The following is a 12,448-nucleotide window of genomic DNA, read 5'->3' as shown; positions in this document are numbered from 1 at the left end:
CGACTTTTGCACCCTTGAACCCAAGGGCTTGCAAACCTAGATTGACAAGGTCCGGATAGCGCTTCCCTCATGGCCTGTTCGGATAGGTGCACTTCGGTGCGCCTCCTCCCTGAACCTTGGCCACCTCGTGCGTAATGCACGAGGTGGTTTTTTCTTGCCGGTCACTCGGCCGCGAGACTCGCCGGCTGACCGAGCATGCCCATTTCGTCCGCGAGCCGGCGCACCAACCCGGTCAGCAATGCGCAGGTGGCGGCAAACCCCGGGCCGGGCTCGCGCAGTTCGGCATCGAGATATGCTCCGCGGCACACTTCCACTTGTATCGCATGTATTCCGCGAGTCGGCGCTGCGTGGCGATCGAGCACATAGCCGCCCGCGTAGGGCCTGTTGTGCGCTGCACGGCGGCCGGCGCCGGCAAAGTGACCGAAAGCCGCGGCACACAACGCGCCAGAACATGAGCTGCCGAAGCGATCTCCAATTACGAACTCGGCCGCCTGATGGCGATCTCGCACGGTCGACAGCGGGGGCATCGAATGCAGGTCGATCAACAAGGCCTGCCCCCAGCGGAGCTGCAACGTCGTAAGTTCGTCTGTCAGGGCGGCATGGTAGGGCACGTGGATTTCTTCGATGCGGCGCTGGAAATCCTGGTTGGTCAGCCGCTGCTTCCAAATCTCGCCCGTCCCCGGCAGCCGGCGCGGGACCAAGCCGAGTCCGCCGCGCGCACGGCGTGAGACTCGGATCGAGCCGCAGCCGTCTGGACGCCCGCTGGCCAGCATGTCCCAATCCATTTCGTCGGGCGCCCGGTTGAGGTCGATCATTGCCCGCGGAGCATGGGCGACGAGCAAACCCGCCCCTGTAGCGCGCGCCATTTCGCGGGCAATCAGGTCGACATGACGGTCCTCGAGCCGAATCCCGACCCCGACCGGGTCACGCATCTGGGCGAGTAACGCGCGCGGGTAACTACGTCCCGCGTGGGGAACGGCGATGAAGACGGGAATCGGCGAAGGGTTGCGACGAAGGAGCGAAAAGGTTGGTCGACTCGGGGCGCCGGGAATCGCGCCGTACCCTGCAAGGGGCAAATCCGCGGAGTCCTCTGTCGAATCGATCATCCACACCTAGCTGCCCGGCGTATGAGGCTGTGTCAAAGCTGGTCACCTGGGATTTGCTGGAAGGATTCTTAACGGCCCCGCGCTAAGGGACCGGCCTGAAACGGAGGCCAGTCGAATGATCCGCATCTTGTTAGCCGAAGACGATCAGGCGATGCGCGCCTATCTCTCCCGGGCGCTCGAAAACGCGGGTTACGAAGTCTACGCGGTGGACCGCGGAACTATGGCGCTCCCTTTGCTCGAAGATGGCGAATTCGACCTCCTGCTGTCCGATATCGTGATGCCGGAAATGGATGGCATCGAACTGGCGCAGCGCTGCTCGGAAGTCAGCCCCCGTACGAAAGTGATGTTCATCACCGGCTTTGCCGCCGTCTCTCTACGCCCGAATCGCACTGCTCCTCAGGCGAAAGTCCTCTCGAAACCGTTCCATCTTCGCGATCTCGTGCTCGAAGTGGAGCGCATGTTCGAAGACGCACAGAGCGTTTCTCTCTAACCCACTTGCCACCGCACCGAGGCGAGGCTATTGGCGCGCCTCCCGATGGTACGGGCGTATAGCTCAGTGGTAGAGCACTGTGTTGACATCGCAGGGGTCCCAAGTTCGAACCTTGGTACGCCCACCATCGGGCAAGTGGAGGAAGCGTCGCGCGAGCGGCGCTTTTTCTTTATGCTACTGCCACCAAAGTCCCCCTCGACCGTTAGCAGGTGAATGCCAGCACAAATTCCGGGAGCGCGGATCAACGCGATCGCTAGCGCCTGCCCCACGCAGGACGTTGAAGAGACCTATCGGCGCTGGGCGGGCGAAATCCTGACCGACAAGCGCGATGCGAAGCTTTTCGACCGCATGGCCGAACGATCGGGCATCGAACACCGATGGTCGGTTCTCGGCGAGGCCGCCGACCTCTCGCCCGGCGGCGTCTACAGCAGCGGCGCGAGCCCGACGACGGCGCAGCGCATGGCAATCTATGCCCGCGAGGCTCCCCCGCTTGCGCTGGCGGCAATCCGCAAGCTTCCCGACATCGACGGCGTCACGCATCTAGTGCTCGCCAGCTGCACCGGTTTCATCGCCCCGGGCGTCGATCAGATCATCGCCCGCGAACTTGGCTTGGCGGGAGACGTCGAGCGCACGCTGATCGGCTTTATGGGCTGCTATGCCGGGGCGACAGCGCTACGCACCGGTGGGCATCTGGCTCGGGCCAATCCGGGCGCGAAGGTGCTCGTCGTGACGGTCGAATTATGCAGCCTGCATCTGCAGCAGGAAGCCGATCTCGAGGCGACGCTGGCAATGGCCCAGTTCAGCGACGGGGCCGCCGCGGCGATCATCTCATGCGAGGGTCCGGGGCTGGCCATCGGCGAAGGCCTCTCGGCCACTCTCCAGGAAAGCAGCGACCTGATAACCTGGACGATCGGCGATACCGGATTCCTGATGAACCTCTCCGGCGCTGTTCCGCGCCGGTTGAGCCAAGCGCTGGCCGATCCCGATCTGGCAAGCCGTATTGTCGATGGCGGCGAGGCTGCCGATATCGATGCCTGGGCAGTTCATCCGGGCGGCGCATCGATCCTCGACGCGGTGGAAAGGGCCTTCGACCTGCCCGCACAAGCCCTGACCGAATCGCGTGCCGTCCTGCGCAACTACGGAAACATGTCGTCCTCGACGGTGCTTTTCGTTCTCGAGCAAGTCCTGCCCCGCCATCCGGACCGGGGCGTCGTGCTGGCCTTCGGGCCGGGACTGGCGATGGAAGGTTTCCGCTTCGGCTGGACCGACGGCGATGCTTGCTGAGCGGCTGCAAGCCGAAGAGCTGATGGACGACCCGGCGCTCGACGCCGCGACATATCACGCAGTGCTTGCCGACCTCGCCAAGGTCAACAGGGCAACTTTCGCCCACCGCCCGACCCTCGACTTTGTCGCTCGTGCCGTTGGCAATCGGAGCGAGTTCTCGCTCCTCGATGTCGGCTTCGGCGACGGCGATATGCTGCGCCAGGTGGCGCGCTGGGCCAGGCGGCGAGGAATCCGCGCCCACTTGACGGGGATCGACCTCAACCCTCGGAGCAAGGCAGCCGCGGAACGCTCGCCCTCGCCCGGCGATCCGATTGCCTACCTGACCGGCGATTACGCTTCGCTGGGCGGCCAGGGGTTTGACTGCATCATCTCGAGCCTGGTGGCGCACCACATGAGCCACGAGCAGCTCGTTGCTTTCCTGCGCTTCATGGACCGCGAGGCGCGGGACGGATGGTTCATCAACGATCTCCACCGTCACGGTTTCGCCTGGCTCGGTTACCCCATTCTGGCCCGCGCCATGGGCTGGCATCGGATCGTCCGGCTCGACGGCAAGACCTCAATTGCGCGCAGCTACCGGCCGGACGAATGGCCGCCGATCCTCGCTGAAGCGGGGGTCGATGGCGCGAAAGTCAGTCGGTTGTTTCCGTTTCGCCTCTGCGTCGAGCAGCTGCAATGAGCGAGGTCGTCGTGCTGGGAGCCGGGCCGGCCGGGTGCGCTGCAGCCATCGAACTTGGCCGTGGTGGCGGCAAGCCGGTTCTGATCGACCGGAACGCCCGGCCGGGCGACGCGCTGTGCGGCGGCTTTCTCAGCTGGCGTACCGCGCAGCGCCTCGGCCAGCTCGGTTGCAGCCCCGAGGAGCTCGGCGCCCACCGGGTCGACACGCTGATGCTCTACGGCCCGGGCAGATCGGTGAACGTGACCCTGTCACAGCCCTGTTGGGGTCTTTCGCGTCACGCGCTCGACACGCGCCTGCGCGCACTGGCCAGCGAAGCGGGCTCGACACTTGAGGTCGACACGATTCGAGAGGTCGATGGCCTCGAACTTCACGGCCGCAGCAGCCACCGCACGGCCAGCGCCCTGTTCCTCGCCAGTGGCAAACACGACGTGCGCGGCAGCGGACGTCCGCGCGAGGCGGCCGACCCTGCGCTGGGCCTGCGCTTACGCATCCAGCCATCGGCCGGACTCGCCCGTCGTCTCGCTGGCCGTATCGAACTACACCTGTTCCCCGGCGGTTATGCCGGAATCGTCTTGCAGGAGGACGGGGCAGCCAACATCTGCATGGCGCTGCGCAAGTCGCTGTTCGCAGCGCACGGCGGCGATCCGCGCGCATTGCTGGGGGGGCTAGCCCGCACGCATCCGCATTTCGGCTTGCGGCTTGAACCGCACTGGGCCGAGGCCCAGATCGATACCATCGGCGCCGTGCCATACGGCTGGTCCACTGCCGAAACGCGCCCCGGAGTGTTCCGCGTGGGCGATCAGTGCGCGGTCATCCCTTCGCTCGCCGGCGAAGGCATCGATATCGCCGTGGCCAGCGGAATGGCGGCCGCCAAGGCCTGGCTGACGGGCGGCCCGCGGGCTTCGACCACGTTCCAGGCCGATTTCCATAGCGCCGTGACCGGACCGATCCGCTGGGCAGGCGCCGCGTGGCAAGTGGCGGAGCGTCCCGCAATGGCATCCGCTGCGCTGTCCGCAGTTCGTTTCGCCCCTTCGCTCCTGGAGAAAGTGATCCTCGCAACGCGACTTGCCTAAGGGCCGCCTTGCACTCCCCGGGCCTGCCCGTTACGAGCGCGGCGAACTCCCTTAATTGCAGACGACAGGACACCGCATGGCGAAGATCAAGGTTGCGAACCCGATCGTGGAAATCGACGGCGACGAGATGACGCGGATCATCTGGCAGTGGATCCGCGAGCGGCTGATCCAGCCCTACCTCGATGTCGATCTCAAGTATTACGATCTCTCGATCCAGAAGCGCGACGAGACCGACGACCAGATCACCGTCGACGCCGCCGAGGCGATCAAGAAGTACGGCGTCGGCGTGAAGTGCGCGACGATCACGCCCGACGAGGCGCGGGTCGAGGAATTCCATCTCAAGCACATGTACCGCTCGCCCAACGGGACGATCCGAAATATCCTGGGCGGTACGATCTTCCGCGAGCCGATCGTGATCGACAACGTGCCGCGCCTCGTGCCCGGCTGGACGGATCCCATCGTCGTCGGGCGCCATGCCTTCGGCGACCAGTACCGCGCCACCGACTTTCTCGTCCCCGGCCCGGGCAAGCTACGCCTGATCTTCGAGGGGGACGACGGCAAGACGATCGACCGCGAAGTCTATCAGTTCCAGGCCCCGGGCGTGGCCATGGCGATGTACAATCTCGACGATTCGATCCGCGATTTCGCCCGCGCCAGCTTCAACTATGGCCTCGATCGCGGCTGGCCGGTCTACCTCAGCACCAAGAACACCATCATCAAGGCCTATGACGGGCGATTTAAGGACCTGTTCCAGGAAGTGTTCGACACCGAGGGCTTCAAAGAGAAGTTTGCCGAAGCCAAGATCACTTACGAACATCGTCTGATCGACGACATGGTCGCCGCCGCACTCAAGTGGAGCGGCAAGTTCATCTGGGCCTGCAAGAACTACGACGGCGACGTGCAGTCGGACGTCGTGGCGCAGGGCTTCGGCTCGCTCGGACTGATGACCTCGGTGCTGATGACCCCCGACGGCAAGACGGTCGAGGCCGAAGCTGCGCACGGCACGGTGACGCGCCACTATCGCCAGCACGAGCAGGGCAAGGCGACCAGCACCAACCCGATCGCCAGCATCTTCGCCTGGACCCGCGGGCTGATCTATCGCGGCCGGTTCGACAACACGCCCGACGTGGTGCGCTTTGCCGAAACGCTCGAGAAGGTCTGCGTCGACACCGTCGAGAACGGCAAGATGACCAAGGACCTGGCGCTGCTGATCGGCCCGGACCAGCCGTGGATGACCACCGAACAGTTCTTCGAAGCCATCGTCGAGAATCTCGAGACGGAGATGGCGAGCTGGGCGTAAAGCCGCACTGATGGCTGACCGGAAAGCCAAGGCGCGGCTCGAAGTCAGGCAGGCCAAACCGTCCGACGCGCGAGCGATCGCCGCGCTGGCGAAGCGGGTCTACGGCGAGTTCGAGCCTTACACCCTGCGCGAAATCCGCGGGCAGTTGAACAACTTCCCGGATGGCTGCTTTGTCGCCGTGCTCGACGACAAGACCATAGGCTATTGCGCGTCCATGCGCATAGCGGGCGACAAGGCGCTGAAACCGCACACTTGGGACGAGATCACCGGCAACGGCTACGGAAGCCGGCACGACCCCACAGGCGACTTCCTCTATGGCTACGAGATGTGCGTCGACCCGAAAGTGCGAGGCACGCGCATAGGCCGGAGGCTATACGAGGAGCGGCGCAAGCTCGCAGAGCATCTCGAACTCAAGGGCATCGTCTTCGGCGGACGCATGCCCAATCTCAAGCGCTTCTGGCGGCGGGTCGACAGTCCGCAGGATTATCTCGACCAGGTCGTCGCCGGAAAGCTGCATGACCCGGTCCTGCGTTTTCAGCTGGCCAACGGGTTCGAGCCGATCGGAATCCTCGAGAAATACTTGCCCGAAGACGTTCGTTCGCGCGGTCACGCCGTGCAAATGGTCTGGCGCAATCCCTTCGTCGACCAGGAGGAAAGCGCCAAGTTTCGCGTCCCGCGCGGGGTGGAGAGCGTGCGCATCGCCACCTGCCAGCTCCAGGCCCGGGCAGTTAAGAATTTCGACGAATTCATCGGCCACGTAGATTATTTCGTAGATGTTGCAGCGGATTACGAGGCCGACTTCATCCTCTTTCCCGAGATGTTCACGCTTATGTTGCTGAGCGCGGAGGAGAAGGAGCTCAACCCTATCGAGGGCATAGAGGCACTGAGCCGCTACACACCGCGCATTCGCAAGGCGCTGAGCGAGATGGCGCTGCGCTACAACATCAATATCATCGGCGGCTCGCATCCCACGCAGATGGAAGACGGCGATATCCACAACGTGGCCTACGTCTGCCTGCGCGACGGATCGATCCACGAGCAGGAAAAGATCCACCCCACCCCCAACGAAGCCTACTGGTGGAACATCCGGGGCGGAGATTCGATCGACGTCATTCAGACCGACTGCGGACCGATCGGGGTGCAGATCTGTTACGACGCCGAATTCCCCGAACTGAGCCGGCGGCTTGCGGACGAAGGCGCGCGGATCATCTTCGTGCCGTTCTGCACCGACAGCCGTCAGGGTTATATGCGGGTGCGCTATTGCTGCGCGGCGCGGGCGATCGAGAACCAGTGTTTCGTGGTCATGAGCGGCAACGTCGGCAACCTGCCCAACGTCGCCAACATGGACATTCAGTACGCCCAGAGCTGCATCCTGACCCCCTGCGACTTCCCTTTCGCCCGCGACGGCATCGCCGCCGAAGCGAGCGAGAACGTCGAGACCCTGACCATTAGCGACGTAAACCTGGCCGATCTCAGCTGGGCCCGCGCCGAGGGAACCGTGCGCAACCTCGCCGACCGCCGCTTCGACCTCTACCACATCGAATGGGACGAGGGGTCTGCCGGTGGAGACCGGCCCGACGGCCCCGCCCCGCTGCACAAGGGTGGGCCTGGCGGAGGCTAGCTTCGCAGCGCGACGGGGGAGCGGACGTGTTCCTGGCGAACGCCGTGGCCGATGAAGTGACCGGGTATTCGGCGCAGCAGCGGGAAGCGGTCGAGCAGCTTGAGCAGCAGGGGTGGCTCGAGCGGGACCGTGTTCCTGCCTTCGACGAGCGGTTGCAGCACGCGCTCATGCGCTTGCCGCTGCGCGCCCTGGATTACCCGCGTCGGCCAGAGTCGGCGCTTCTCGACCGTGGGTAGGAGGGAGTCGACATTTTCGCCGCGGGCCAGCGAGGCGGCGAGGATATTGGCCGTCGCCACGGCGTCCTGGATCGCGAGGTTGATGCCGATGCCGCCCACCGGGCTCATCGCGTGCGCCGCGTCGCCGATTGCCAGCAGGCCCGGTCGCGACCATTCGGTAAGCCGGTCGAGCGAAACCGACAGGAGCTTGACCGCATCCCAGTCGGGCAGCACCTCGTCGACGTTGTCGAGTTCCGGCAAGGCCGTCAGCACGTCCTCGCGGAATTTTTCGATGCCGCGCGCCTTGACCTGTTCGGCCCCGCCCTTGGCGATAACCGCGGCGCACTGCCAGTAGTCACCACGGTCGATCAGAACGAACAAGCGGTAGCCGCGAATGACGCCGCGCAGCGCGGTGCCGGGCTGGGATTTCGGAACGGCAAACCAGAACACGTCGATCGGCACGCCGAGGTTCTCCAGCGGGAGGACTTGCCGAACCTTCGAATCTCGCCCGTCGCAGCGCAGCACGAGCTTGTCGGCGCGCAGGACTTCGCCCGAGCCGAGGGTTACGCCTACGTAACGTCCATCCTCTTCGACCAGGTCGACCGCCTCGGCCTCCATACGCAGCGAGAACGATGAAAAGGCGGCCGCCTCGTCGCGCAGGAAGTCGAGAAAGTCCCACTGCGGCATCATCGCGATGAACGGGGCCGGCATGTGCAGGTGCGACAGGTCGCCGATGGTCAGCTTGCGTTCGTTGTACCAGATCTCGGCGTGGTCGATGCGGTTGTGCGGGCGGCGCAGGAAGCGTTCGAGCAGCCCCAGCTCGTCGAGGATTTGCATGGTCGAAGGGTGGACGGTGTCGCCGCGGAAATCGCGAAAGAAGTCGGCGTGCTTTTCCAGCACCGTTACCGCGACGCCGGCGCGGGCCAGAAGGAACCCGGCCATCATGCCGGCCGGTCCGCCGCCGACTATGAGTACATCGTTAGGCGAGCTGGGCATTCTCCGCTCCGTGGGCATCCGACGTCGCCCGGCTTACCAGCCAGATAGTAAGCCAGGAAGCGATGAAGCCGGGGATGATCTCGTAGACACCGGGACCGCCGAGAAAGCTGTCGCCCCAACCCGCAGCAATCCATGCGATAACCACGGCCGCGCCCACGACGAGGCCTGCCACGGCGCCCGCGCCGGTCATGCGCTTCCACGTCAGCGACAGAACGATGAGTGGTCCGAACGCGGCCCCAAAGCCTGCCCACGCGTTCGAAACGAGACCAAGCACCTTGCTGTCCGGATCGCTCGCGATCCAAATGGCTGCCAGCGAGACAAGCAGCACACTCACGCGGCCGACGTTGACGATTTCTCGCTCGCTGGCCTGCTTGCGCAGGAAGAGGCGATAGAAATCTTCTGCCAGCGAGCTGGACGAGACCAGCAACTGCGAACTGATCGTGCTCATGATCGCCGCCAGCAGCGCCGCCAGCAGGAAACCGGTTATGAGCGGGTGGAACAGCGTGTTGGCCATGAGGATGAAGATCGTCTCCGGATCCTCGAGCGTGATGCCGGGATTGGCCAGCACGTGAGCCCGACCGGCCAGGCCGACTCCGAGGGCGCCGATCAGCGAAACGAGCATCCACGTCATGCCGATGTTGCGCGCCGCAGGAACGCCGCCTTTGCGAACCGCCATGAAGCGCACGATGATGTGCGGCTGGCCGAAATAGCCCAGTCCCCAGGCGATGGCGGACAGGAAGCCGATCGCGGTCATCCCGGTGAACCAGTCGAGGAATTGCGGATCGGCCGCGCGCAGGATCGCGCCGACCTCGCCGAGGCCGCCCTGGTTTGAAATGACGACCACCGGCATCATGACCAGCGCCACGACCATGATGCAGCCCTGGACGAAATCGGTCAGGCTGACGGCGAGGAATCCGCCCACCATCGTGTAGGCCAGCACCACAACGGCGGTGAGCCACACGCCGGCAAGGTAGGGATCCATCCCGAACATCCTCCCGTCGATAAAGCTGGTCGAAAACAGCTTGCCGCCGCCGACGAGGCCGGCTGCGCTGTAGACGGTGAAGAACACCACCACGATGACGGCCGAGGTGACCCGCAGCGCAATGGCCTTGTCGGGGAAGCGATTGGCGAGGAATTCGGGTATCGTCAGGGCGTTGCCGTATTGAACCGTCTGCTCGCGCAGGCGCGGGGCAACGACGATCCAGTTGACCAGCGCACCGATGAACAGACCGATGCCGATCCACGCCGAGACCAGGCCCGATACGTAGAGCGCTCCGGGCAAACCGAGCAGCAGCCAGCCCGACATGTCGGAAGCACCGGCCGAAAGCGCCGCTACCGCCGGATGGAGGTTGCGCCCGCCGAGGAGATACCCCTCGCTGTCGGAGGTCGACTTGCGCCAGGCATAGAGCCCGATGGCGAGCATGAGGACGAAATAAAGGGCGAGTGAAACGAGCGTGCCTGTCTGCATAGGCACGCGTACATAAGGATTGAGGCCGCCGTGTCACCCTTTGTGGGGAAAGCGGCGGCCTCCGGGCCGAGATGCGTTGCCCCGTGCCCCGGCAGTCTGACATAACGCGGCGATGCACGGCGAAGCCATTTCCCCGATGATGTCGGATGCGCTTGTAATCCTCGGGGCGGCGGGGATCGTCATTCCGGTATTCACCCGCTTTCGCATCACCCCGGTCATCGGTTTCATCCTCGTCGGGCTTCTGGTCGGACCCTATGGCCTAGGCCGCATGGTGTTCGAGTACGAGTGGCTCACCTGGGTCACCATCACCGATCCGCAGCGGCTCGACCCCTTCGCCGAATTCGGCATCACCTTGCTGTTGTTCACCATCGGGCTGGAGCTTTCGTTCAATCGCCTGTGGGCGATGCGCCGGATGGTCTTCGGCCTCGGCGCGCTCGAGTTGCTGGTGATCGGCGTGCTGCTGGCCTCGTTCCTCGGCATGATGGGACAATACTGGACGGGCGCGCTCGGCCTCGGCCTGGCGCTTGCGCTCAGTTCGACTGCGCTGGTCCTGCCGATGACCAACCAGAACTCCGCGGTCGGAAGAGCGGCGCTTTCAATGCTGTTGTTCGAGGACATCGCCATCGTCCCGATCATCTTCACCCTCGGCGCGCTGGCGCCCTATGCCGGGGCCGAAGGGATGGCCGGGCTGCTGACGACGGTCTGGCAGGGTTTGCTGGTGGTCGGGGCGATGATGATTGTCGGGCGCTTCGCCCTCCCGCGCCTGTTCGCGCAGGCGGCGCGGACGAAGAGCCCCGAACTGTTCCTCGCCGCCAGCCTTCTGGTGGTGATCGGCGCCAGTCTCGCCACTGCGCTCGTCGGCCTCTCGCCGATCGTCGGCGCGCTGATCGCCGGACTGCTCATCGCAGAGACCGAGTACCACGCCGAGGTCGAGGGGATCATGGAGCCGTTCAAGGGCCTCGCCCTCGGAATATTCCTGATCACCGTAGGCATGGGCATCGACCTGACGACGATCTGGGATAACTTTGGCCCGATCGCGGTGGCGGTCGTCGCGGTGATCTCGCTCAAGGCGGTGGTGACGATGGTCCTGCTGCGGATGATGGGGGCGCGGGCCAGCACCGCGGCGGAGACCGGTCTGCTGATGGCGAGCCCTTCGGAAACCACCCTGATCGTGCTCAGCGCGGCGGCCAGCGCCTTGCTGATCCAGCCCGGCACGGCGCAGTTCTGGCAAATCGTCACCGCCATCGGCCTGACTATAACGCCGCTGCTGGCGATGGCCGGAAAAGCCGTCGCGAGACGGGTCGAGCCGCTCCCTTCACCCGCCTCGCTCGGCGCCGACCCCGACGAGGCCCAGGTGATCATCGTCGGCTGCGGCCGCGTCGGGCGCCTGGTGGCCGACATGCTCAAAGTCCACGGTCAGCCCTACATCGCTATCGATTCGGATACGGACCTGGTCGACCGCTGCCGGCGCGATGGATACAACGCGGTATTCGGCAACGCCGCACGGCCGCAGTCGCTCGAAAAGCTTGGCGCCGAGAGCGCCCCGGCGGTGATCCTGACCATGGACGAGCCGGTGCTGGCCCAATCGATCACCCGTAAACTGCGCGCCGCCTATCCCGCGCTGCCGATCATCGCCCGCGCCCGCGACAGCGGCCATGCGGCCGAGCTCTATCGCAGCGGGGCGAGCACCGCCGTGCCCGAGACGCTCGAGGCCAGCCTGCAACTCTCCGAAGCCGTGCTCGTCGAACTCGGCGTGGCGATGGGCCCGGTGATAGCCAGCATCCACGAGAAACGTGACGAATTCCGCGAGGTTATCCGCGAAGGCGGTGCGCTGGAGCACAAGCCCAAGCTCCGGACGAGCACGCGGCAGGGCGGCTGACGTCGCTAGCGCGACGTGGATGACGTGAACCACGGTCCTGGGGAAGATTCCGCACTGAAAGTCCGAATAGGTTTGCCCCGAGCGGCAAGGAGGCGATTTGCGCGGGCCATGGACCCATCGCGGGCCTGATCCGTTGGTCGGGCAAAGGAGATTCGACATGACCGACGCACGCCAGAACCCCAGCGCCACACCCGACAAGAAGCCGCAGAACCAAACCGATGCAAACCAGGGCTCGATCAAGGGCCCGCAGCGCACCGGCGACAAGCCGGGCGGCGATGACGTCGCCCGCGGTTCCGCCGGCGACCGCCGCCGCGCCAGCAAAGGCGCGCGCTAGGCCCCC

The 12,448-nt window shown here is 65.0% G+C and carries 11 protein-coding genes and 1 tRNA gene; 9 read left to right on the top strand and 3 right to left on the bottom strand.

Annotation, left to right across the window (positions count from 1 at the left end):
• Positions 1 to 161: 161 nt before the first annotated feature.
• Positions 162 to 1,106, bottom strand: a complete 945-nt coding sequence (locus Q7I88_RS09775) for an N-formylglutamate amidohydrolase (protein ID WP_439648334.1) — start codon at positions 1,104 to 1,106, stop codon at positions 162 to 164.
• Positions 1,107 to 1,221: 115 nt separating this feature from the next.
• On the opposite strand from Q7I88_RS09775, the gene cpdR reads away from it, so the two are divergent.
• The 7 genes from cpdR (at position 1,222) to Q7I88_RS09740 (ending at position 7,550) form a co-directional block, all read left to right on the top strand.
• Entirely contained in the window at positions 1,222 to 1,596 is a 375-nt protein-coding gene (gene cpdR, locus Q7I88_RS09770; RefSeq protein ID WP_305095730.1) for a cell cycle two-component system response regulator CpdR, read from the top strand.
• Between the two features lie 52 nt (positions 1,597 to 1,648).
• Positions 1,649 to 1,723 (top strand) — tRNA-Val (locus Q7I88_RS09765).
• An 86-nt stretch (positions 1,724 to 1,809) separates the two neighbouring features.
• Entirely contained in the window at positions 1,810 to 2,880 is a 1,071-nt protein-coding gene (locus Q7I88_RS09760) for a type III polyketide synthase (RefSeq protein ID WP_305095729.1), read from the top strand.
• Positions 2,870 to 3,556, top strand: a complete 687-nt coding sequence (locus tag Q7I88_RS09755) for a methyltransferase domain-containing protein (RefSeq protein ID WP_305095728.1) — start codon at positions 2,870 to 2,872, stop codon at positions 3,554 to 3,556. Before Q7I88_RS09760 ends, Q7I88_RS09755 begins: the two co-directional genes overlap by 11 nt.
• A complete protein-coding gene (locus Q7I88_RS09750; RefSeq protein ID WP_305095727.1) occupies positions 3,553 to 4,629 on the top strand; it encodes an NAD(P)/FAD-dependent oxidoreductase in 1,077 nt (358 codons plus the stop codon). Before Q7I88_RS09755 ends, Q7I88_RS09750 begins: the two co-directional genes overlap by 4 nt.
• Positions 4,630 to 4,705: 76 nt before the next feature.
• Complete coding sequence (locus Q7I88_RS09745; RefSeq protein ID WP_305095726.1) at positions 4,706 to 5,929, top strand: NADP-dependent isocitrate dehydrogenase; 1,224 nt, start codon at positions 4,706 to 4,708, stop codon at positions 5,927 to 5,929.
• A gap of 10 nt (positions 5,930 to 5,939) precedes the next feature.
• Positions 5,940 to 7,550 (top strand): bifunctional GNAT family N-acetyltransferase/carbon-nitrogen hydrolase family protein, encoded by a 1,611-nt coding sequence (locus Q7I88_RS09740; protein WP_305095725.1) that lies wholly within the window; start codon positions 5,940 to 5,942, stop codon positions 7,548 to 7,550.
• Here the strand turns inward: Q7I88_RS09740 and Q7I88_RS09735 are convergent.
• Together Q7I88_RS09735 and putP are read right to left on the bottom strand one after the other, a co-directional pair.
• A complete protein-coding gene (locus Q7I88_RS09735) occupies positions 7,547 to 8,761 on the bottom strand; it encodes an FAD-dependent oxidoreductase (RefSeq protein WP_305095724.1) in 1,215 nt (404 codons plus the stop codon). The genes Q7I88_RS09740 and Q7I88_RS09735 overlap by 4 nt on opposite strands.
• On the bottom strand, positions 8,745 to 10,229 hold the full coding sequence (putP, locus tag Q7I88_RS09730; RefSeq protein WP_305098593.1) for a sodium/proline symporter PutP: 1,485 nt from the start codon (positions 10,227 to 10,229) through the stop codon (positions 8,745 to 8,747). Before putP ends, Q7I88_RS09735 begins: the two co-directional genes overlap by 17 nt.
• Before the next feature lie 112 nt (positions 10,230 to 10,341).
• On the opposite strand from putP, the gene Q7I88_RS09725 reads away from it, so the two are divergent.
• Together Q7I88_RS09725 and Q7I88_RS09720 are read left to right on the top strand one after the other, a co-directional pair.
• The gene (locus tag Q7I88_RS09725) at positions 10,342 to 12,108 is read left to right on the top strand and encodes a cation:proton antiporter domain-containing protein (protein WP_305095723.1); all 1,767 of its coding nucleotides are present in this window, start codon (positions 10,342 to 10,344) and stop codon (positions 12,106 to 12,108) included.
• Between the two features lie 157 nt (positions 12,109 to 12,265).
• Positions 12,266 to 12,442 (top strand): hypothetical protein, encoded by a 177-nt coding sequence (locus Q7I88_RS09720; RefSeq protein WP_305095722.1) that lies wholly within the window; start codon positions 12,266 to 12,268, stop codon positions 12,440 to 12,442.
• Positions 12,443 to 12,448: the final 6 nt, after the last annotated feature.

It is taken from the genome of Croceibacterium aestuarii, from assembly GCF_030657335.1.
Lineage (GTDB): Bacteria > Pseudomonadota > Alphaproteobacteria > Sphingomonadales > Sphingomonadaceae > Croceibacterium_B > Croceibacterium_B aestuarii.
The sequence above is the reverse complement of the archived record's forward strand: the minus strand, read 5'-3'. Positions and strand labels throughout refer to the sequence as shown.